The following is a 21,080-nucleotide window of genomic DNA, read 5'->3' on the forward strand; positions in this document are numbered from 1 at the left end:
TTCCTTCAAATTAAATTGTTATGTTATAACATTTTAATTAATAATCATTCCCAATAAGAAATGCAAGAGAAATTTGTGATACTTTTTCACTTAAATGAATCTTGAAGAAATTTGCTATGTATTCGATTGAGCCGATTGGCATCATTGAAACCCCTTACAAAGAGAAGTTTGCCGTCCCTCGCCAACCGCGCCTAGTTCCAGCCGCTAAAGCGCGAGTAAAACTGTTAGGCGAGGCAAATAGCCCAGAAGCGGTGCGCGGATTAGAACAGTTCTCTCACGTCTGGTTATTGTTTCTGTTTGACCAAAATTTGGAGGCAGGATGGAAACCAACCGTACGGCCTCCTCGTTTGGGTGGCAATGAGCGTATTGGCGTGTTTGCTTCGCGCTCTACTTTTCGACCAAATGGCATTGGAATGTCGGCAGTCGAAGTGAAAGGCATCACAAAGAAAGGTGATCAAATATATATTGATCTTGGCAGTGTTGATTTGGTCGATGGCACACCGATTGTCGACATCAAACCTTATATTCCTTACTCAGATGCCATTCCTGAAGCGATTGGCGGCTACGCTGGTGAAGAGCCTGAAAAATCGAACGTCACCTTTTCGTCTCAAGCATTGGCGATGCTAGCAAAGCGATCCGATACTCAATATGTACAATCGGTGATCGAACAAGTTCTGGCGCAGGATCCACGTCCTGCATACAAGAAGAACAAACCGGATACCAAGGAATATGCGGTAAATTTGTTCGATCTGAACGTTAAGTTCAGCGTGAATAGCAACTTAATAACGGTTACGGCGATTGAAAGCTTTTGACAAAGCCAATTGGCTGATATTATAGACGGCTAACAATTTTCCCTTCTTGGGACCTTCATACTCCTGTCCATTCTGGCTTGAGTAACTAACTTTAATAAACGGATAAATTTAATGCGTACCAGTAATTATCTTCTTTCTACTCTGAAGGAGACTCCAAACGACGCAGAAGTAGTGAGCCACCAGCTCATGCTACGTGCAGGTATGATCCGTAAGCTGGCTTCAGGTCTTTACACCTGGCTGCCTACTGGTCTACGTGTGCTGCGTAAAGTCGAAAACATCGTTCGTCAAGAAATCGACAATGCAGGTGCAGTCGAAACTTTGATGCCCGTTGTTCAGCCGTTTGAACTTTGGGAAGAGACAGGCCGCAGCGAGAAGATGGGTCCTGAGCTACTTCGCTTTACTGACCGTCATGTTCGTCCGTTTGTACTTAGCCCAACAGCTGAAGAAGTGATCACTAGCCTTGTGCGTAATGAAGTGAGCTCTTACAAACAGCTTCCGCTAAACCTGTACCAAATCCAAACTAAATTCCGTGACGAACGTCGTCCACGTTTCGGCGTAATGCGTGCACGCGAGTTCTGCATGATGGATGCATACAGCTTCGACATCGACAAAGCAGGTCTAGAGAAATCTTACCAAGCAATGCACGATGCTTACTGTAAAGCATTTGACCGTATGGGCCTTGAGTACCGTCCAGTACTTGCGGACTCAGGCGCTATCGGTGGTAGTGGCTCTCAAGAGTTCCACGTACTTGCAGACAGCGGCGAAGACCTAATTGCATTCTCTACTGAGTCTGATTACGCAGCGAACATCGAAAAAGCAGAAGCGTTAGCGCCTGCGGTAGAACGCGCAGAACCAACTCAAGAAATGACACTAGTTGATACTCCAAACGCGAAAACAATCGCGGAATTGGTTGAGCAACACGGTCTACCTATCGAGAAGACGGTTAAAACGCTATTTGTTAAGGCGTCTGACGAAATCGATGCACCAATCATTGCGTTGATCGTTCGTGGTGACCACGAGCTAAACGAAGTGAAAGCAGAAAACCTACCTCAAGTGGCTTCTCCACTAGAGATGGCATCAGAAGAAGAAATTCGTGAACTGATCGGTGCTGGCCCTGGTTCTCTTGGCCCTGTCGGCCTTGAACTGCCATTCATCGTTGACCGCAGCGTAGCAGTCATGAGCGACTTTGGCGCCGGCGCAAACATCGACGGTAAACACTACTTCGGTATTAACTGGGGTCGTGACGTTGAACTGGGTCAAGTAGAAGATCTGCGTAACGTAGTAGAAGGCGATCCAAGCCCATGTGGTAAAGGTACGCTAATGCTGAAACGTGGTATCGAAGTTGGTCATATCTTCCAACTTGGTAACGTTTACTCAGAAGCAATGAACTGTAGTGTTCTTGGCCCTGACGGTAAAAACGTAATCTTAGAGATGGGTTGTTACGGCATCGGTGTATCGCGTGTTGTTGCTTCTGCGATTGAACAGAACCACGACAAATACGGCATCATTTGGCCAGACGCAATTGCACCTTTCCAAGTAGCAATCGTGCCAATGAACATGCACAAATCTGAGCGCGTAAAAGAAGCAGCAGAGAAGCTATACGCGGAACTAACTGCTATGGGCATCGAAGTTCTATTTGATGACCGTAAAGAACGTCCAGGTGTAATGTTCTCTGACATCGAGTTGATCGGTATCCCTCACACTATCGTGATTGGCGATCGCAGCATGGATGAAGGTAACTTCGAATACAAAAACCGTCGTACTGGCGAGAAAACTCCAGTAGCGATGGCGGATATTGTTGAGCACGTTAAATCTCAACTTAAATAAACGCCTAAAAGGTTTCGATTAAATAAAAGGGTTGGCTTCGGTCAACCCTTTTCTATTGTCCTCAGAAATGACACTGACCCTAATTTCTTTACTATTCATTTCGTTAATCTTTGGTTCAGCTTGTTGTTTGTACACTGATCTCAACATTTACAGGAGGTCAGTTATGGATTTAAAAAGTCTTCTAAACCAAGCGCTCAACTCTGATTTACTCAAACAAGGTGCTGACGCCCTAGGTAAGCAAACTCAAAACATCAAATCATCATCCAGCTCTAGCCAGTTCAAAACTCTCGGCGCAGGAGCCATCGGTGGCGGATTGATTGGCATGCTTATGGGCTCAAAGAAAAGCAAAAAGATGGCGAAGAAAATGGGTTCTGGCGCGCTAAAAGTCGGTGGAGCGGCAGCACTCGGTGCACTTGCCTACAAAGTGTATAACGATTGGCAAGCTAAGCAGAGTGATCAAGGCGTCCATGAACCCTTCGATCCACAAGATAGCAAACACAGCGTATTAATTTTAAAAGCCATGATTGGTGCAGCCAAAGCCGATGGTCATGTCGATGATGTGGAAATGGCCCGAATTGAACAAGCCCTTACAGAAATGGGGGCAGATGAACACGTTCGTCAGTTGGTTCAGCAAGAGTTGCATAAGCCACTTGATCCAGTAGAAATTGCGAGCCAAGCGTCGACACCACAGCAAGCTTCTGAGATCTATTTAGCGTCACTCATTGTTGCCGATGAACAAAACTTCATGGAAAAAGCTTACTTACAAGAACTGGCTAAGCAGCTTCAGCTTTCTCCGGAAGTGACGTATCAATTAGAAGCGCAGATGCAGTGATTAAAGCTTGTCCAAGATGCACCTCAACTTGAGCCAAAACAACTCTCAGCTTTGAGTTTCAAATCCGCTATGTGTATATTGAGATAAGTTATCATTTAGTGGAAAGAAAACATGCAAGTATACGGCTGTTGTGAATTAGTTCGTGAGCTTTATGCTCAAATTGGTAGCGGCGATCAAGCCTACATCCCTCAAGCAATTTCTTGTGCAGTAAAAGCGCTAAACGATGTTGCGGCGGATGAATCTTTGCCAAAAGAAGTACGTGAGAAAGCGGCGTTTGCGGCTGCAAACCTACTGATTTCAGATTTTGAGGACAAGTAATGAACTTAGCGAACTTTGAATCGATGGACCCAGTCATGCTGATGAGCATCGTCAACATGAAGCTACGTGACGACTTCGGCGGTGATCTGGATAAGCTGGTTGCTTTTTTTGATATAGACCGCGCGGCGCTTGAAGCAAAATTGGCTACGGCAGGGTTTGATTTCTTACCCGAAGCAGGTCAGTTCCGTTAATCACGACGGCAACCCCCAACGAAATTCATGAAAAAGGGCTTGATGTATACATCAAGCCCTTTTCGTTTATGCTGTATCTTTGCTTGTTAACCGAATGAAGCCCAGATCACCGTCGCAACTAATACAGGGCACACAAACTTCACATACGCAGGCCACAGTTTACCAAACCAGCCTTGTGTGAATTCAGGACAACCCTGCTCAAGCTCTTTAATTTTAGAGTTACGATTCCATACCCAACCACCAAACAAGCAGAACAGTAGTGCCGCAGTCGGCTGTAAATACTGAGTTGCAACCGTCGCAACCATGCCAAACAACGCGCCAAAGTTGTACACAATCACTACGCTGAACAGAGCAATAAGACCACCTAGCACCCAGCTAGTCGCACTGCGCTTAGTATTGAAACGTTCACTCACTAACGCCACCGGACACTCTAACATTGAGATGGAAGACGTCAGCGCCGCAATCGTCAGCAATAAGAAAAACACGATTGAGAACAGTTGGCCAAGTAAACCTAAGCTATCAAACATCAGTGGCAATACGGTAAATACCAAGGTGTCTGAGCTCAATAGAGAACCATCTTCAGCGTAGATTTGGACACCTTTTTGCATCGCAACAAACATCGCTGGCATCACCACTAGCCCTGCAATAAAGGCAACAGCCGTATCGACCAAGGTCACATTCATTGCCATCTTTGGAAGGTTCTCTTTCTTGCTCAAGTAAGAGCCGTAGATCAGCATTGAACAACCACCAATCGTCAGTGAGAAGAAGCCCTGCCCCATTGCAGCAAGAATTAGTTTACGGTCCCATACTTTCTCGAAATCAGGCACCAAGTAATGCTTCAGACCTTCCATCGCGCCGTTTTGCGTCATGATGTAAACAAACAGCAAACCGAATAACACGAACAACGCAGGCATTAGACGTGTTGACCATTTCTCGATGCCTTGTTTAACGCCACCTTGCACGATCAAAATGGTAAGTACATAAAATGTAATCGTACCGAACAAGTTGCGCTCTACACTAAAACCTTTTAACCATTGAGTTGCCGCTTCCATTCCCATGATGTCGGTAACCGCACCTAGCAAAAAGCAGATCAACCAACCGCCAACAATGGAATAAAACGCTAAGACTGCACTTGGTACACTCAAACCAATCCAGCCCACAATACCGCCAAGCTTTTTGCCTGTCGGGTGGTTGGTTAATGCACGCATGCTATCTACTGGGTTGGCTTGACCATGACGACCAATCGCCATTTCAACCACCAGCATAGGAAAAGCAACGATAAGAATCATCACTAAGTAAACCAGCAAGAAGGCTCCACCACCATTACTTGCTGCTTGTGTTGGGAAGCCCCAAATATTACCCAGACCAACCGCAGCGCCGGCGGCGGCTAAGATGAATCCGAGACGAGAGCCAAAATGCTCGCGAGGCTGAGAAGAAGTTTGTTGTGTCATACCACTCACACAAAATATCAATGAACTAGCTAACTAGTACACTATAGCAATATTAACTAATCAACAAGAGCAAGCAGGTCAAATACTCGACAAACGATACAAATGATAGACATTCAGTTTGTAAATTTTTACATACATCTCATATTCATCATGCCGTTATCAAACCGTTATTTGCCATCAAATCGACTGTATCACCACGCAAAAACCACTGATTCATTCATCGTGAAGTGAGCCGAAAAATAATGAGCTCGACTGTAAGAGGCGAATAGTTCCTCGTGATGTTGTGTCGAAAAGCAGAATATTGTGCTTCGCTTTTTCCCCCTTATGTCTATTTATCAGCTAGTTATTACTCTGTTCTCATTTATATCCATGACTCAAGGAGAGGAAAATGAAGGTCACTCTACTTCACGGAGCGGTGGTCGCTGCACTCAGTGTTAGCTATCAAGCTCAAGCCTACAACTGTCAAAGCCTGCCTGATTGGGATAGCACTGCGACCTACACCTCAGGCACTCAAGTGAAAACTCAAGGTGCCGCCTATGAGGCCGCTTATTGGACACAAGGTAACGACCCCGTCACCAACTCAGGCTCATGGGAAGCGTGGAAGGCATTAGGTCAATGCGATGGCGGAAACAGTAATCTGTCGCCAACAGTGTCCTTCTCTTCTCCAACGAACAACGCGCAAATTCCTGAAGGCAGCGCCATTACTCTGTTAGCGAATGCGACCGACGAGGACGGACAGGTCACACAAGTGGAGTTTTTAGCGGGTGACCAAACCGTTGCTATCGTCACCCAAGCGCCATTTGAGGCATCTTGGACCGCAGCCCAAGGCGTTTCTCAACTCACCGCGATTGCGACAGACAATGAAGGCGCAGTAACCTCCACAACGGTTGCTATCGTCGTTCAGCCTCAAGTAGAGCTGCCGCCACCTAGCATTACTCTCACTAGCCCAACAGGTACGGAAACACTGAGTGTGGGGGATAACCTAACCGTTACTGCTCAAGCTGATGACTTTGATGGCGTAGTTACTCAAGTTGAATTCTTCGTTAACAACCAATCCGTCGCCATTGATACCAGTGCACCTTACGAATACCAATGGACAGCGAGTGTTGGTACGCACTCATTTAAAGCTCAAGCAACAGATGACTCTAATCTCTCTACCACGAGTCAAGAAGTGGCGCTGGTCGTCGCGAACTCAGAACCAGGCAATGGTGGGTGTGCTGATGCTGTCCCTTACGTAGCAGGCACGCGTTATGAAGTAGGTGCTCTGGTTTCTAATCTTAACCAAAAATATCGTTGTGACGTTGCGGGTTGGTGTTCGTCCGATGCAACATGGGCCTATGAGCCAGGTGAAGGCCTGTACTGGAAAGATGCTTGGACTGGCCTAGGAGCGTGCTCAACACCACCTCAAGTTACCATTACCGCCCCAACGGATGGACAAGTCGTGCTCGCAGGCAGCAACAACGAAATCACAGCCAACGCAAGCGACTCAGATGGCACGGTTACGCAAGTGGAGTTTTTCGCGAATAACGATCGCTTAGGTGTCGTTACTCAAGCGCCATATTCCGTAACTTGGAACGCCACACTTATTGGCGCTAACCAGCTTAAAGCCGTTGCAACCGATAACGACAACAATACGTCAGAATCTGTTGTGAACGTAAATGTCAGTGATAAAGATTTAGTCATCTCTCTTACTTCGCCTAGCGCAGGTCAAACGGTTGGCTTAGGCAAAAATCTCGCATTAAGCGCCGATGCAACGTCTTTAACTTCAGGCATTAAGCAAGTTGACTTTATGGTCAACGGCGCCGTTGTCGCCACAGATACGACAGCACCTTACTCTGCGAACTGGACACCAGCCGCAATCGGACAGTTTACCGTAAGCGCTCAAGCCGTCGATCTTGCCGGAAGCACCGCATTATCTGACGCAGCAGCGGTGACAGTTGTAGAGCAGACAGAAAAACGTCATAAACTGATTGGTTACTGGCACAACTTCGTGAACGGTGCGGGTTGCCCAATCAGACTGGCAGACATGGCTGATGCTTGGGATGTGATTGATATTGCCTTTGCTGAAAACGACCGAAACAGCGATGGCACAGTGCACTTCAACCTGTATTCTGGCGATATTTACAGTGATTGTCCTGCACTCGACCCAACGCAATTCAAACAAGATATGGCAGCATTGCAGGCGAAAGGTAAGAAGTTCGTTCTATCTCTTGGAGGTGCTGAAGGCACTATCACTCTAAACACTGACCAAGACGAAGCGAACTTTGTTTCTAGTCTAACTGGCCTTATCGCTGAATGGGGCTTTGATGGTCTCGATGTGGATTTAGAGAGTGGATCTAACCTAGTACACGGTTCACAAATTCAAGCTCGTCTTGGTCGTGCTTTGCTGCAAATTGAGCAAAACATGGGTGGCGATATGTACCTAACCATGGCTCCTGAACACCCTTATGTTCAAGGCGGTTACGTCGCTTACAGCGGAATTTGGGGAGCGTACATTCCCGTGATCAACGATACTCGCAGCACGCTCGACTTGCTTCATGTTCAGCTATACAACAACGGCGGTCTGCCAAACCCGTACCTACCTGGCTCTGCACCAGAAGGCTCTGTTGATATGATGGTCGCTCAATCTAAGATGCTTATCGAAGGTTTTGAACTAGCCGACGGCACTCAGTTTGCGCCATTGCGTGATGATCAAGTCGCGATCGGTTTACCTTCAGGCCCAAGCTCGGCAAACTCAGGTCAGGCTCCGACACAAAATATTCTTAGTGCGCTAGACTGTTTAACAAAAGGCACATCCTGTGGCACCGTTAAACCAGCGTTCAACTACCCGAATTATGCTGGCGTAATGACCTGGTCTATCAACTGGGATCAGCATGATGGCTTTAACTTCTCAAAACCTGTTGGTGATAAGTTAACTCAGATGAACGCGCAATAAGCGCCTTTAAGCCGGTTAGGTGCGTTTGGTCAAACCCTCGCAACTCGACCAAAAGATGGAACCACTAAAACGAAAAGAGAGTGCCAAACGGCGCTCTCTTGCTTTGTATTTTTAGATGTTGTTTCTACGCGAAGCGATTCATCAAATGGTAAAGACTCGATAGTCTTTCAACTCAGGAATTTTCTTCAACAAATCGTCTTCTTGCCCTGCCATATTGTCCAGAGATTCACATAAGTCTTCCGCTTGTTGCTCCACCTCTTTCGAATGTTCAGCCAGACGCTGCTCAACTTTCGCACTTAATTCTGCCATGCTTTCAGAGAGTGCTGTTAGGTTTAAACCACCCTCTTCTTTCATTTTTTTCGATAAAGCATCGAACGCGCTAGCCAGAAACTCTTTATTAAAAATCTCCTGCGCTTTTTCAAAATCTTTCGTCCAGCCCTGCGTCATCGATTCAAAGCTGTCTGCAGGCAAAATAAAATCACCATCTTTGTAATAACGAGATTGCACATCAGCAAAGAAGTCTTTAACTGCAACTTTTACGTTATCAAACGCGCCCGGCGCATCCAAACTCGCTGCCACATCATCAATGATGTCATTGGCAAGTTCCAAACCATCACTCGCTAGCTGCTTAGCTTGAGGGATATAGGCATTCATTTTTTCGCGATATGCTTCAATCGCGGCTTTCTGCTCTGCATCGAGTTCAATCAACTCACCTTTGATGAACAAGTTGTTGTCTTCGTCCACGACGGCTTTATCACCAGATGTCTGGCGAATTTCCAAACTCTGTCCATCCATACGAACTTCATTATGGATGTCCACACGACATTGCGCTGCATAGCCTGTTGCACTAACCATCAGCAATGAAAGTGTAAAAAGTTTCTTCATGTCATTCTCTTATCTTCAAAATAACTTCTGTTAAACATAACACTCAGTTATACATTTGATGTCAGAACACCGTCACGACTTCGTAACAAGTTGTTTTATCGCCAATTTTCATCTCAAACTCTTCGCCTTCCTCTTTGCCAAGTAACGCTCGTCCCAATGGTGATTTCGCTGTTAAGACAAAGACTTCCTGATCTTGCCAAGCCACCGTTAGTCCACCAGAGCACGGACCGATGAAAAAGCGTTTTTCGATATTATTCTCATCGACGAGAACCACATACGCGCCTACACCTATTGGCGCATCCGTAAAGTCGCGAATAACCATTGAACGATACTGACGCAATTCGTCCTCACTCTCTTGTACTCGCATTGCTTGGCCATGAGCAAGATAGGAAGCCTCTAATGCAAGCGTGTCGTACTTATGCTCGGGCACTGTTTCTTCGTCCGTTGCGGCATCGATGGCTCTTTGGGTGGAAGCGTGTGCAATTCGAAGTTTTTCTTCCAATTGATGAATGATGATTTGGATTAACTCAGCTTTGTTCATACTTTTTGAAGGCGCGCTCAGTAGGCAGGATATGTTAATGTACTCTAGTCTATCACCGAAGAAAGGTTTCCCTAACATGCAAAGTACCCAGTTACTACAAACGCTTCAATCCGTGTTTGGTTTTGACTCATTACGCCAAGGCCAACAACCAGTTATTGAATCGGTCATGAATGGTTACTCTGCAGCAGCAATATTCCCAACGGGCTCGGGCAAATCTCTTTGTTATCAACTCCCCGCCACCATGCTGCCAAACCTCACTTTAGTGATCTCGCCATTACTGGCGCTAATGAAAGATCAGCTGAGCTTTTTGCAAAGCAAAGGGATCGCTGCCGCTTCTATTGATAGCAGCCAAAGCAGAGAAGAAGCGCAACGCGTAATGGTTGGAGTCAAAAACGGGGAAATCAAAATTCTGATGATTTCTGTCGAACGCCTCAAAAACGAGCGCTTTCGCGAGTTCATTCGTCAAGTGCCAATCTCTTTGATGGTAGTCGATGAAGCGCACTGTATCTCTGAGTGGGGACATAACTTCCGTCCGGATTACCTCAAGTTGCCGCAATATCAGCGAGAACTGAATATTCCTCAAACCTTATTGCTGACCGCCACAGCAACGCCCGCCGTTATTGAGGACATGAAAAATAAATTCGATATTGCGAGTGACCACATTACTGTAACTGGCTTTTACCGTTCGAACCTCGATATTTCAGTCATCCCTTGCGAAGAGTCCGAAAAGCAAACGCAACTCAACACGATTGTCGCCGCAGCCCCTAAACTGCCAACCATCGTTTACGTAACGCAACAGCAAACTGCAGAGCAAGTGGCTAAGTCATTGATCCACATTGGCGTTAACGCTCATGCGTATCATGCAGGAATGAAAAGTGAAGTTCGTGAGCAAATACAACAGCAATTTATGGCGAGCCAAATTGACTGCATTGTGGCCACGATTGCCTTTGGGATGGGTGTCGACAAATCAGACATTCGCCGAGTAATTCACTTTGATCTACCTAAATCCATTGAAAACTATGCACAAGAAATAGGTCGAGCAGGACGCGACGGACAACGCTCTGAATGCATTCTGCTTGGCAATACTTCTGGGCTAACTGTATTAGAAAACTTTGTGTTTGGCGACACGCCTGAGCGCTCTTCGATTAGTTATGTATTGGGTCAAATCAAAGAGCACCAACCTCAGTGGGAAGTCGTGCCACTACGTTTGTCTCGCGAGAGCAATATCCGCCAGTTACCACTCAAGACACTGTTGGTGTATTTAGAGCTTGCGAAAGTGATCGAAGCTAAGTTTAGCTACTTTGCCGAATATCGATTCAAATTCCTACAAGATCAGCAATTCATCGTTAACCAATTCCAAGGAGAACGACGCGAGTTTGTAGAAGCCATTTTCACTTGTTCGACCAAAGCGAAAGTATGGTGCCAAGTCGATCTCGATGCTCTTTGGATGCACTATCATTCGGAACGTAGCCGCGTTGTCGCTGCACTGGATTACTTTCATCAGAATGGTTGGGTTGAACTGGAAAGCAAGCAGCTAACCGATGTGTATTCCGTCTTGCCCGATACACAGAATATCGAAGACATCACGCAACATCTGTACGAGCTGTTCCAATCTAAAGAGCGCAAAGACATCGACCGAATTCACGCCATGTTGGGGTTGTTCCAATCGTCAGATTGTTTAAGTCATCAATTAGCCAGTTACTTTGCCGACCACAATGCCCCTGCTCACTGCGGTCATTGTTCTGTGTGTCGAGGACAGAGAGCGGTGTTCCCACCTCGGATTTACGATCAACCTGAACCAGCAGTCGCCTCCGCTTGGATTGCAGAGTTTGTCCAACTTTCCCCTTCTGCAATCAGTAACGAAGCCATAGCCCGATTCTTATGTGGCATCAGCACGCCGTTGATCAGCCAACTTAAAGCCTCAAAGCTATCTGGGTATGGTGCATTGGCTAATGTGTCCTTCGAACAGGTACTACAATTAGTTGAAAGTGTGCGGGAATAGATTAAAAGAAGCTGAGTTGGCGAGCTTGCTCTTCTGGCTTGAGCATAACGCTCAAGCCTAAGAGGCGAATTTCACGACCATTTTGACGCTTTAGAATGTCTTTTAGCAACAACTTAAAGTCCTCAAGTTCTAACTGAGGATGAATGTGTTCAATGGTAGTGAGCTGGAAGTCCGCGAACTTTACCTTAATGCCTTGCTTAATGATCGATTTATCTGGACTGGCACGCTCCAGTCGCTTTTCCAGTTCAGGATAAAGTTTCTCTTCGATCACTTGCCAGCACTCATCATAAGTAGAGATGTTTTGGCTAAACGTTCGCTCAACACCAACCGACTTTCTCTCACGCTCGACTACAACTTCTCGATCATCGATACCGTGACTACGTTTCCACAATGATGCGCCTTGGCGACCGAATTGGCGTAACAGTTCTCGATAGTCGCTATTTTTAATGTCTTCACACAGATAAAAGCCCGCTTGATGTAACTTTTCTAGACTGACCTTACCAACTCCAGGGATTTTTTCTAGTGGTAGCTTATCGACCACTTCTTGAACTTTCTCAGGAGGAATAACAAACTGTCCATTGGGTTTGTTCATATCCGAAGCAACTTTAGCGAGAAACTTAATCGGCGCGATTCCAGCTGATGCCGTCAGGCCCAACTCGTTTCGAATATCATTACGGATAGACTCCGCAATTAGGGTTGCTGAGCCCCTGCACGCTGTCGCATCGGTAACATCTAGGTAGGCCTCATCAAGAGAAAGAGGTTCAATTAAGGAAGTATAACGTTCGAAGATAGCTCGAATTTTCAGTGAGACTTGTTTGTAGACATGCATTCGACCGGGAACAACGAGCAAATGCGGGCAAAGCTGTAACGCACGAGCGGTAGGCATGGCACTACGTACGCCAAACTTGCGTGCTTCATAGTTACACGTGCTAATGACACCGCGCTGTTTTTCATGCCCGCCAACCGCAAGCGCTATATCTCGATAATTTGGGTTATCTCGCATCTCGACGGCAGCATAAAAACAATCCATATCGACATGAATAATCTTTCTGATTCGCTCTGACATACCCGACAAAATACTGGTTAAAAATACAGTATAATTCAATTAACGAAGCAAGAAAATGAAAGATTAAAACCACCGCTCAAAGAACATATTGCCAAGTTTCTAAAGGGTTGAATTATCTTTTTTTATCGCGGTTCAATCACGCAACATTACATCGAGCTGATCCACAAGCTCAGCCCAATCAGCATCTTCTTCAATAGCTTGTTTTAAAAATGCGGCCTGAGAATGTGTCCAGAAACTCGCTTCGTGTAAAGGTGCTGATTCACGTTTATGTCGATGCGTATTGACGAAATCTTTAATTTCTTTGGAAGAGCTCCCTAACCCGAGCTGATTGAAAAGATCAGCCATGCCATGTTGATGTAATTCCATTGTGTCCTCCGACTCGAATGAACCTTTATTTGAGTATATACCTCACCCAATTATGCGCCCGTGAAAGTACTAATATTTCACTCTCTATGTAGAAAGCACGGCGCTTTGATACACGCAAAAAATAACCCAGCCGAAGCTGGGTTATAGAAAAATGATAAGCACTCTATGCTTGCGCGTTACGCTATACGGTCTTTTTCCCACGCAGCTAGCTTTTCAGCACGAGCAGCTTCGCGAGCTTCACGCTTCTTGCGCGCGTCACATGGCTCTGGGCAGTTACATACTTTCTCTATGCCGACTGCGCCAAGACCACCACAGCTGCCTTTCACTACTTTCTTCTGGAAGATGTAGCCAACTGCCATCGCTGCGATCACCGCAACAAACACTGCAAATGTAATTAGAAATGTACTCATAAGAACATGCTCACTTCTGATGTTATTTGTTCATGAATGGCTTGTATGCTTCCGAAGCCAGCTCTTTAAAACCATCTTCCGTTTTCACAATCATGAAAACAGGAATGTTATTTTCGTTCGCGATTTCCATGCCTTTTTCTTCGCCTAGCACCATAAGACCCGTTGCTAGACCGTCAGCAGTCATCGACGATTTATCCAATACTGTCACAGACACCACTTTATGATGGATTGGTTTGCCTGTTTGCGGATTGATAATGTGAGAGTATCGCACACCATTGCTCTCAAAGTAATTACGGTAGTCACCACTTGTTGCAATTGCCATGTCACCTGGTTCGATGATCTCTTGAATAGATCGCTCATCAACCGTTGGTTTCTCAATCGCGATTCGCCATGGCACACCTTCTCGGTTAATACCTTTCAAACGCATTTCGCCACCAACTTCGACCATGTAGTTTTTGATCCCAACCGATTGTAGGTAATCAGCAACCACATCAACCCCCCAACCTTTTGCAATCGTTGACAGGTCAACATACAAATTAGGAATGTCCTTTGACAGTTTGTTACCATCAACGGTCAGGTGGTGAATCCCAGTGTTTGCCTTACGAGCCGCTAACTCTTCATCAGAAGGCACTACGTCAGGGCGAGCTTCTGGGCCAAAGCCCCAAAGGTTAACCAGAGGACCAACCGTTACATCAAGCGCACCTAAAGTTAGGCCATTGAGACGAACCGCTTCTTTTACTACGGTTGCCGTTTGCGCTGACACTTCGAAAGGCTCACTTGTTTGATGCTGGTTAAAACGACTCAGCTCTGAGTCTTCACGGTAAGTCGACATTTGATCGTTGACTTCTTCAAGCAGGCGATCGATTTCCGTTTGCAGAGCCTTCGGCGTCGGAATGCCATCTTGCTCAATGTATTTAATGTTGTAAGAAGTCCCCATTGTAGGACCGCTTAGATGAATTTGATCAGCAGGCTGTTCACAACCAGCCAAAATCAATAGAGAAGCGAATGCAACAAGCCACTTTTTCACTTGTTTACTCCCATTGTTGTTGAATTGATATGGGAAATAGGACCATGTCCGTCAATCCAATTTCCTATAGCAACTGTTGAATATGGTTTTGTATTTCAGAAAAAATAATGGCTAGCCCTTAGAGAGCTAGCCATAAATACAATCACTTGGAGGGATTAACCACCGAAGTCATCTAGTAGGATGTTCTCATCCTCTACACCTAGGTCTTTCAGCATGCCGATAACAGCCGCGTTCATCATAGGTGGACCACACATGTAGTACTCACAGTCTTCTGGAGCTTCGTGATCACGTAAGTAGTTCTCGTAAAGAACGTTGTGAATGAAGCCTGTGTAACCATCCCAGTTATCTTCTGGAAGTGGATCTGACAGTGCACAGTGCCATACGAAGTTGTCGTTCTCAGCCGCTAGGCCATCGAAGTCTTCAACGTAGAACATTTCACGTTTAGAACGTGCACCGTACCAGAATGACATCTTGCGCTTAGAGTGCAGACGTTTTAGCTGGTCGAAGATATGAGAACGCATTGGAGCCATACCTGCACCACCACCAATGAATACCATTTCTGCGTCAGTGTCTTTCGCGAAGAACTCACCAAATGGGCCAGAGATAGTACACTTGTCGCCTTCTTTCAAAGACCAGATGTACGAAGACATGATGCCCGGTGGTACGTCTGGGTTGTTCGGCGGCGGAGTTGCGATACGAACGTTAAGCATGATGATACCGTGCTCTTCAGGGTAGTTAGCCATTGAGTATGCACGAATTGTTTCTTCATTAACTTTAGACTCGTAACGGAAAAGATTGAACTTCTCCCAGTCCTCACGGTATTCCTGAGGAATATCGTAGTCCGCGTATTTAACGTGGTGAGCTGGCGCTTCAATCTGGATGTAACCACCAGCACGGAAAGGTACTGATTCGCCATCTGGAATTTGTAGCTTAAGCTCTTTGATGAATGTCGCTTTGTTATCGTTAGAGATAACCGTACATTCCCACTTCTTAACGCCGAAGATTTCTTCTGGTAGTTCGATGTCCATGTCAGTTTTCACTGCCACCTGACACGCTAGACGCTCACCTTCACGAGCTTCACCTTTAGTGATGTGATCAAGCTCAGTTGGTAGGATGTCGCCACCGCCAGATTTAACTTTTACGCGACACTGACCACAAGAGCCACCGCCACCACAAGCAGAAGATACGAATACGCCAGCACCAGCTAGAGCACTCAGTAGCTTACCGCCTGGTTGTGTAACGATCGCTTTATCAGCGTCACCGTTCACAGAAATTGTAATGTCACCTGTTGGTACAAGCTTAGACTTAGCGAAAAGAATCACTAGTACTAGCGCAAGTACGATCAGAGTAAACATCACTACACCAAGAATAATGTCCATTGACTATTCCTTAATTGTTGCGGTTTACCCGACTTACAGTTGAACACCAGAGAAAGACATAAAGCCTAACGCCATAAGACCTACAGTGATGAATGTGATGCCAAGACCACGTAGACCTGGAGGTACGTCAGAGTACTTCATCTTCTCACGGATACCTGCAAGAGCAACAATTGCTAGCATCCAACCCACACCAGAACCGAAACCGTAAACAACAGATTCAGCAAAGTTGTAGTCACGTTGTACCATGAAAGATACACCACCGAAGATCGCACAGTTTACTGTGATCAACGGTAGGAAGATGCCTAGCGCGTTGTACAAAGGTGGGAAGAAACGGTCAAGAACCATCTCTAGGATCTGTACAAGTGCTGCAATTACACCGATAAAGGTGATGAAGTTTAGGAAGCTAAGGTCCACGCCCTCAACTAACGCATTTTCTTTCAGAACTAGGTTGTAAACTAGGTTGTTCACAGGAACAGCGATAGTCAAAACTACCACAACTGCAACACCTAGACCGAAAGAGGTCTTAACTTTCTTAGATACGGCAAGGAAAGTACACATACCTAGGAAGAAAGACAGTGCCATGTTCTCGATGAAAATCGATTTAACTAACAGACTGATGTAATGTTCCATGACGCCCTTACTCCTTCGCTTCTACTTGTTCTGGTTTAAACACACGGATTACCCAGATCAGGAAGCCGATTAGGAAGAATGCAGATGGTGCTAGTAGCATTAGACCGTTAGGCTGGTACCAACCACCGTTGCTCACTAGAGGTAGTACTTCCATACCAAATAGTTTGCCTGAGCCGAATAGCTCACGGAAGAAACCAACAGTGATAAGAACGAAACCGTAACCTAGACCGTTACCAATACCGTCGATTAGAGAAGGTACTGGCGCAGACTTCATTGCGAATGCTTCAGCACGACCCATTACGATACAGTTTGTGATGATCAGGCCAACGAATACTGATAGCTGTTTAGAGATATCGTATAGGTAAGCTTTTAGCACCTGGTCTACCACGATTACTAGAGATGCGATGATCGCCATTTGAACGATGATACGCACACTGTTAGGAATGTGATTACGGATCAGAGAAACAGAGAAGTTAGACAGAGCAGTTACGAATGTTACCGCTAGTGTCATTACAAACGCCGTTTCTAGTTTAGTTGTTACTGCAAGAGCAGAACATACACCAAGAACTTGTAGCGCGATCGGGTTGTTATCCAACACCGGCGCCATAATGCTCTTTTTAATGTTTTGTGCGCTAGACATTAGTTCAGACCTCCGTCACGAACTTTTGCTAGGAAAGGACCAAAGCCCATGTCACCTAACCAGAAGTCGAATGTACCTTGAACACCGTTACCAGTTAGTGTCGCACCAGATAGGCCATCAACGCCGTGTTCAGAACCTGCTGGCGCACCACCTTTAACAACCTTGATTGCTGGTTTGTGGTTTTCGTCGAACAGTTTCTTACCAACCCATTGAGCACGCCATGATGGGTTCTCAACTTCACCACCAAGTCCAGGAGTTTCACCTTGCTCGTAGTAAGTGATACCAGACACAGTGTTACCGTCAGTTTCAACTGCAACGAATGCGTACATCATCGACCATAGACCGTTACCGTGAACTGGGATGATAACTTTAGAAACGTCATCACCGTTTTTCACTAGGTATACGATACCCGTGTTAGCACGACGAATGATCTTAGCTTTGTCTTGCTCAGCTGTAAGCTTAATAGACGTTGCGTTGTCTTTCGCTGCTTTACGTTGATCGTAGTTAGCTGCTTTAGAACCATCAGCCGCTTCTTCAACGAATTCGCCTGTTGCGAAATCAACCAAGCGAGGCTCGATGTATTCAGCATATAGCTCAGGTACTTTCTTACCATTTGCTTCAATGCCAGCAACTTCAACAATCTTTGATTGTTTATCTAGGACAGCGTTAGCTTTTTGCTTATCACGCAGACCTACTGCTGCTGTTGATACGATGATTGAACAAACAAGGCTCAACCCGATAACAACACCCAGCGTCTTTTTAATGCTGTCGTTATTACTTGCCATAGCGTGCTAGTCTCCGCTTGATGTTCTTCTCAATTACTACATGGTCGAACAGAGGTGCGAATAGGTTCGCGAATAGAATCGCCAGCATCATACCTTCTGGGTACGCTGGGTTAACTACACGGATCATCACACACATTGCACCGATTAGGATGCCGTACCACCATTTACCTTTGTTAGTAAATGAAGCTGATACTGGGTCTGTAGCCATGAAGAACATACCGAATGCAAAACCACCTAGAACTAGGTGCCAGTGCCATGGCATGTTGAACATTGGGTTGGTGTCAGAACCGACCACGTTAAACAGTGTCGATACTGCAATCATACCGATCATTACACCCGCAATGATGCGCCATGAAGCGATTCGCATGTAAACGATCATCGCTGCACCGATCATTAGAGCAAGAGTCGATACTTCACCAATTGAACCAGGGATGTTGCCGATGAAAGCATCCATCCAAGTGATAGGAGCGCCAGTGATGTTGTTGATCAACGCGCCGCTACCGCCGTGAGCCCATTGGCTAAGAGCAGTTGCACCAGAGAAGCCGTCAGCTGCAGTCCAAACTACGTCACCCGAGATTTGCGCTGGGTAAGCAAAGAATAGGAAAGCACGACCTGCAAGTGCAGGGTTAAGGAAGTTGCGACCTGTACCACCGAAGATCTCTTTAGCAACAACAACACCAAATGTAATACCTAGCGCCGCTTGCCATAGAGGTAGCGTTGGTGGAACGATAAGTGCGAAAAGAATAGAAGTTACAAAGAAACCTTCGTTAACTTCGTGCTTACGCACCATACAGAAAAGCACTTCCCAGAAACCACCAACAAGGAATACTGTTGCGTAGATTGGTAGGAAGTACGTCGCACCTAGTAGCATCTTACTGCCGACGCCTGCATCAGCAGAAATCGATCCGCCTAGCATTTCAGTCAGCCAGTAGTGCCAGTTACCTGCGATAACTGTCGCTAGTTGATCACCAGCGTACATGTGGTTTAGAGCTGCAATAGCTTGGCCACCTGCGTTGTACATACCCCAGAACATTGCTGGGAATACCGCAAACCAAACCATGATCATGATACGTTTTAGGTCAACGCTATCACGAACGTGTGAGCTTTTCTTTGTTACTAGACCTGGCGTGTAGAAAACTGTCGCTACAGCTTCGTACAGGGCAAACCATTTTTCATGTTTACCACCAGGCTCAAAGTGATGCTCGATGTCTTCAAGAAACTTTTTAAGAGCCATGGAAATTACCCTTCCTTCTCGATCTTATCTAGGCATTCACGAAGTAGTTGACCGTACTCGTACTTACCAGGACAAACAAAGGTACACAATGCCAAATCTTCTTCGTCTAGCTCTAGCGCGCCCAGTGCTTGAGCACTGTCACTATCGCCCGCGCATAGATCGCGAAGTAGCAAAGTAGGTTCCATATCTAATGGCATTACGCGTTCGTAGCTGCCGATTGGAACCATTGAACGGTCACTACCATTAGTCGATGTTGTCATGTTGAACAACTGACCTTTGAATAGGTGACCAAGGAATGAGCGAGTTACTGAGAACTTGTTCTTACCAGGCATAGCCCAGCCGAGCAGTTCTTTTTCACGGCCTTCGCGTAATACAGAAACCTGCTGATGGTAACGGCCAAGGTACGCGTGTGGACCTGTAGCGTGAGTACCAGTTAGTACTGAGCCAGAGATCACACGAACTTCGCCAGGCATCAGTTCGCTATCTGTTAGGTCGTCAAGGCTAGCACCCATTACGGTACGAACCAGACGTGGGTTATTCACCACTGGGCCCGCTAGAGAGATAACACGGTCTGTGTATAGCTCACCTGTTAGGAACAGCTTACCGAACGCGATAACGTCTTGGTAGTTGATGCTCCAAGCCACGTTTTCTGCATTTACTGGGTATAGGAAATGCATGTGGGTGCCAGCAAGACCTGCTGGGTGAGGGCCATCGAAGACGTGTTCTTCTACGTTAGACTGAGAAGAGCGTGGCAAGCTAGTGCCAGACTTACATACGTAAACCTTGCCTTCTGTCAGGGCTGAAAGAATGTCTAGACCGGCAATGAATGCTTCTTGTTGTTCGTTAATGATCAACTCAGGCTTAGCTGCAAGAGGATTAGTATCCATTGCAGTTACGAAAATAGCCTTAGTAGCAGACTCGATTGCTGGAACCTTGCTAAACGGACGAGTACGTAAAGCGGTCCAAAGGCCAGATTCAACCAGTTGAGTCTTGATCACTTCGCGATCTAGACCAGATAGTTGAGCGGCTTCGAACTTATCGAATGTCACCTGCTCTTCACCTGCCACTTCAATCACTACAGATTGAAGGACACGTTTAGCGCCACGGTTAACTTCGATCACTTTACCGGCTGCTGGTGCAGTAAATTTCACGCCAGGGTTCTTCTTGTCTTCAAAAAGAATTTGCGCTTTTTTCACTTCATCACCAACGCGGACATGCATGGTAGGACGCATGCCAACGTACTCTTCGCCAAGCAAGGCGACTTTTTTGATGGTCTTACCATCATTAATCACCTGGGATGGAGTTCCTGCGATAGGAAGATCCAAGCCCTTCTTTATTGTAATCATACGCACTTGCACTACTTTTATCGGGAAAAAGATTCTTTTGATTGCGTAACTTTTAGACACGACATCAGTGTCCGGTTTTGATGTTGTTTAAAACACCAAAATCGCAACATCCTATTAAAAATCTCGTCACATGAAATATGAGAGATTTATCAGGTGCGGTAGTCTAGCATTTTTTAGGAACTTGATGCCATGACCAATCATCAGAATAGAGGGGTAATTTCGATAGAATCAGGTCTAAAAGGTCAAATATTAGTCATAACTTTGACCGAACGCACAAATGACATATTCCACACATATCTTATGGAAATGAAATATTCACAGCCTGAAATATGCTTTAATTTATATTCATTTGTTGAAACGCTGTTAACACATTTTTTAACCAACATTTGTGCCACATTTTTGT

The 21,080-nt window shown here is 45.8% G+C and carries 20 protein-coding genes; 7 read left to right on the forward strand and 13 right to left on the reverse strand.

The window, feature by feature from the left end; genetic code table 11:
* Positions 1-116: 116 nt before the first annotated feature.
* The 5 genes from tsaA (at position 117) to OU793_RS00265 (ending at position 3,980) form a co-directional block, all read left to right on the forward strand.
* Positions 117-812 carry a tRNA (N6-threonylcarbamoyladenosine(37)-N6)-methyltransferase TrmO gene (gene tsaA / locus OU793_RS00245; protein ID WP_017447760.1) on the forward strand — a complete coding sequence of 232 codons (696 nt, stop codon included), beginning with the start codon at positions 117-119 and terminating at the stop codon, positions 810-812.
* 111 nt (positions 813-923) lie between these two features.
* Positions 924-2,639, forward strand: coding sequence for a proline--tRNA ligase (locus OU793_RS00250; protein WP_005479053.1), 1,716 nt, complete (start codon positions 924-926; stop codon positions 2,637-2,639).
* 163 nt (positions 2,640-2,802) lie between these two features.
* The gene (locus OU793_RS00255) at positions 2,803-3,471 is read left to right on the forward strand and encodes a tellurite resistance TerB family protein (protein ID WP_015297150.1); all 669 of its coding nucleotides are present in this window, start codon (positions 2,803-2,805) and stop codon (positions 3,469-3,471) included.
* Positions 3,472-3,582: 111 nt separating this feature from the next.
* Entirely contained in the window at positions 3,583-3,789 is a 207-nt protein-coding gene (locus OU793_RS00260) for a YaeP family protein (RefSeq protein ID WP_005391765.1), read from the forward strand.
* The gene (locus tag OU793_RS00265) at positions 3,789-3,980 is read left to right on the forward strand and encodes a DUF4250 domain-containing protein (protein WP_005456636.1); all 192 of its coding nucleotides are present in this window, start codon (positions 3,789-3,791) and stop codon (positions 3,978-3,980) included. Before OU793_RS00260 ends, OU793_RS00265 begins: the two co-directional genes overlap by 1 nt.
* A gap of 86 nt (positions 3,981-4,066) precedes the next feature.
* On the opposite strand, the gene OU793_RS00270 is transcribed toward OU793_RS00265, so the two are convergent.
* Positions 4,067-5,431, reverse strand: coding sequence for a sodium-dependent transporter (locus OU793_RS00270; protein WP_005456537.1), 1,365 nt, complete (start codon positions 5,429-5,431; stop codon positions 4,067-4,069).
* A gap of 388 nt (positions 5,432-5,819) precedes the next feature.
* Between OU793_RS00270 and OU793_RS00275 the strand changes: the two genes are divergently transcribed.
* On the forward strand, positions 5,820-8,366 hold the full coding sequence (locus OU793_RS00275; protein ID WP_140102939.1) for an Ig-like domain-containing protein: 2,547 nt from the start codon (positions 5,820-5,822) through the stop codon (positions 8,364-8,366).
* Between the two features lie 141 nt (positions 8,367-8,507).
* On the opposite strand, the gene OU793_RS00280 is transcribed toward OU793_RS00275, so the two are convergent.
* Together OU793_RS00280 and OU793_RS00285 are read right to left on the reverse strand one after the other, a co-directional pair.
* A complete protein-coding gene (locus OU793_RS00280; RefSeq protein ID WP_021449939.1) occupies positions 8,508-9,251 on the reverse strand; it encodes a YggN family protein in 744 nt (247 codons plus the stop codon).
* A 61-nt stretch (positions 9,252-9,312) separates the two neighbouring features.
* Positions 9,313-9,792: a GreA/GreB family elongation factor gene (locus tag OU793_RS00285; RefSeq protein WP_005456579.1), complete on the reverse strand. Its 480-nt coding sequence runs from the start codon at positions 9,790-9,792 to the stop codon at positions 9,313-9,315.
* A gap of 76 nt (positions 9,793-9,868) precedes the next feature.
* Between OU793_RS00285 and OU793_RS00290 the strand changes: the two genes are divergently transcribed.
* A complete protein-coding gene (locus OU793_RS00290) occupies positions 9,869-11,794 on the forward strand; it encodes an ATP-dependent DNA helicase RecQ (protein ID WP_025509116.1) in 1,926 nt (641 codons plus the stop codon).
* Position 11,795: 1 nt separating this feature from the next.
* Here OU793_RS00290 and dinB read toward each other — a convergent pair whose 3' ends face one another.
* From dinB to OU793_RS00340, 10 genes are all read right to left on the reverse strand, one after another.
* Positions 11,796-12,860: a DNA polymerase IV gene (dinB, locus tag OU793_RS00295; protein WP_140102940.1), complete on the reverse strand. Its 1,065-nt coding sequence runs from the start codon at positions 12,858-12,860 to the stop codon at positions 11,796-11,798.
* A 132-nt stretch (positions 12,861-12,992) separates the two neighbouring features.
* Positions 12,993-13,226 carry a DUF2789 domain-containing protein gene (locus OU793_RS00300; RefSeq protein ID WP_020841183.1) on the reverse strand — a complete coding sequence of 78 codons (234 nt, stop codon included), beginning with the start codon at positions 13,224-13,226 and terminating at the stop codon, positions 12,993-12,995.
* A gap of 176 nt (positions 13,227-13,402) precedes the next feature.
* On the reverse strand, positions 13,403-13,636 hold the full coding sequence (gene nqrM / locus OU793_RS00305; protein WP_005436655.1) for a (Na+)-NQR maturation NqrM: 234 nt from the start codon (positions 13,634-13,636) through the stop codon (positions 13,403-13,405).
* A gap of 22 nt (positions 13,637-13,658) precedes the next feature.
* Positions 13,659-14,663, reverse strand: coding sequence for an FAD:protein FMN transferase (locus OU793_RS00310; RefSeq protein ID WP_005494217.1), 1,005 nt, complete (start codon positions 14,661-14,663; stop codon positions 13,659-13,661).
* Between the two features lie 155 nt (positions 14,664-14,818).
* Positions 14,819-16,042: an NADH:ubiquinone reductase (Na(+)-transporting) subunit F gene (gene nqrF / locus OU793_RS00315; RefSeq protein WP_005456545.1), complete on the reverse strand. Its 1,224-nt coding sequence runs from the start codon at positions 16,040-16,042 to the stop codon at positions 14,819-14,821.
* Between the two features lie 33 nt (positions 16,043-16,075).
* Complete coding sequence (gene nqrE / locus OU793_RS00320) at positions 16,076-16,672, reverse strand: NADH:ubiquinone reductase (Na(+)-transporting) subunit E (protein ID WP_005436652.1); 597 nt, start codon at positions 16,670-16,672, stop codon at positions 16,076-16,078.
* Positions 16,673-16,679: 7 nt separating this feature from the next.
* Complete coding sequence (locus OU793_RS00325) at positions 16,680-17,312, reverse strand: NADH:ubiquinone reductase (Na(+)-transporting) subunit D (protein ID WP_005456515.1); 633 nt, start codon at positions 17,310-17,312, stop codon at positions 16,680-16,682.
* A complete protein-coding gene (locus tag OU793_RS00330) occupies positions 17,312-18,097 on the reverse strand; it encodes a Na(+)-translocating NADH-quinone reductase subunit C (RefSeq protein ID WP_005456526.1) in 786 nt (261 codons plus the stop codon). The genes OU793_RS00325 and OU793_RS00330 overlap by 1 nt, the downstream gene beginning before the upstream one ends.
* A complete protein-coding gene (locus tag OU793_RS00335) occupies positions 18,087-19,331 on the reverse strand; it encodes an NADH:ubiquinone reductase (Na(+)-transporting) subunit B (RefSeq protein WP_005456580.1) in 1,245 nt (414 codons plus the stop codon). The genes OU793_RS00330 and OU793_RS00335 overlap by 11 nt, the downstream gene beginning before the upstream one ends.
* Positions 19,332-19,336: 5 nt before the next feature.
* A complete protein-coding gene (locus tag OU793_RS00340; protein WP_005494215.1) occupies positions 19,337-20,677 on the reverse strand; it encodes a Na(+)-translocating NADH-quinone reductase subunit A in 1,341 nt (446 codons plus the stop codon).
* Positions 20,678-21,080 lie beyond the last annotated feature (403 nt).

It is taken from the genome of Vibrio sp. VP6, from assembly GCF_028823755.1.
In the GTDB taxonomy this organism is placed as follows: Bacteria; Pseudomonadota; Gammaproteobacteria; order Enterobacterales; family Vibrionaceae; genus Vibrio; species Vibrio parahaemolyticus.

What these genes read in the sequence shown, in the direction of transcription:
- tsaA (WP_017447760.1), top strand. Translation starts at nt 117, where the DNA reads ATGTATTCGATTGAGCCGATTGGCATCATTGAAACCCCTTACAAAGAG.
- OU793_RS00285 (WP_005456579.1), bottom strand. Translation starts at nt 9,792, where the DNA reads ATGAACAAAGCTGAGTTAATCCAAATCATCATTCATCAATTGGAAGAA.
- nqrE (WP_005436652.1), bottom strand. Translation starts at nt 16,672, where the DNA reads ATGGAACATTACATCAGTCTGTTAGTTAAATCGATTTTCATCGAGAAC.
- nqrM (WP_005436655.1), bottom strand. Translation starts at nt 13,636, where the DNA reads ATGAGTACATTTCTAATTACATTTGCAGTGTTTGTTGCGGTGATCGCA.
- OU793_RS00335 (WP_005456580.1), bottom strand. Translation starts at nt 19,331, where the DNA reads ATGGCTCTTAAAAAGTTTCTTGAAGACATCGAGCATCACTTTGAGCCT.
- OU793_RS00265 (WP_005456636.1), top strand. Translation starts at nt 3,789, where the DNA reads ATGAACTTAGCGAACTTTGAATCGATGGACCCAGTCATGCTGATGAGC.
- OU793_RS00330 (WP_005456526.1), bottom strand. Translation starts at nt 18,097, where the DNA reads ATGGCAAGTAATAACGACAGCATTAAAAAGACGCTGGGTGTTGTTATC.
- OU793_RS00275 (WP_140102939.1), top strand. Translation starts at nt 5,820, where the DNA reads ATGAAGGTCACTCTACTTCACGGAGCGGTGGTCGCTGCACTCAGTGTT.
- OU793_RS00325 (WP_005456515.1), bottom strand. Translation starts at nt 17,312, where the DNA reads ATGTCTAGCGCACAAAACATTAAAAAGAGCATTATGGCGCCGGTGTTG.
- OU793_RS00255 (WP_015297150.1), top strand. Translation starts at nt 2,803, where the DNA reads ATGGATTTAAAAAGTCTTCTAAACCAAGCGCTCAACTCTGATTTACTC.
- OU793_RS00250 (WP_005479053.1), top strand. Translation starts at nt 924, where the DNA reads ATGCGTACCAGTAATTATCTTCTTTCTACTCTGAAGGAGACTCCAAAC.
- OU793_RS00300 (WP_020841183.1), bottom strand. Translation starts at nt 13,226, where the DNA reads ATGGAATTACATCAACATGGCATGGCTGATCTTTTCAATCAGCTCGGG.
- OU793_RS00290 (WP_025509116.1), top strand. Translation starts at nt 9,869, where the DNA reads ATGCAAAGTACCCAGTTACTACAAACGCTTCAATCCGTGTTTGGTTTT.
- nqrF (WP_005456545.1), bottom strand. Translation starts at nt 16,042, where the DNA reads ATGGACATTATTCTTGGTGTAGTGATGTTTACTCTGATCGTACTTGCG.
- OU793_RS00270 (WP_005456537.1), bottom strand. Translation starts at nt 5,431, where the DNA reads ATGACACAACAAACTTCTTCTCAGCCTCGCGAGCATTTTGGCTCTCGT.
- OU793_RS00340 (WP_005494215.1), bottom strand. Translation starts at nt 20,677, where the DNA reads ATGATTACAATAAAGAAGGGCTTGGATCTTCCTATCGCAGGAACTCCA.
- OU793_RS00280 (WP_021449939.1), bottom strand. Translation starts at nt 9,251, where the DNA reads ATGAAGAAACTTTTTACACTTTCATTGCTGATGGTTAGTGCAACAGGC.
- OU793_RS00260 (WP_005391765.1), top strand. Translation starts at nt 3,583, where the DNA reads ATGCAAGTATACGGCTGTTGTGAATTAGTTCGTGAGCTTTATGCTCAA.
- dinB (WP_140102940.1), bottom strand. Translation starts at nt 12,860, where the DNA reads ATGTCAGAGCGAATCAGAAAGATTATTCATGTCGATATGGATTGTTTT.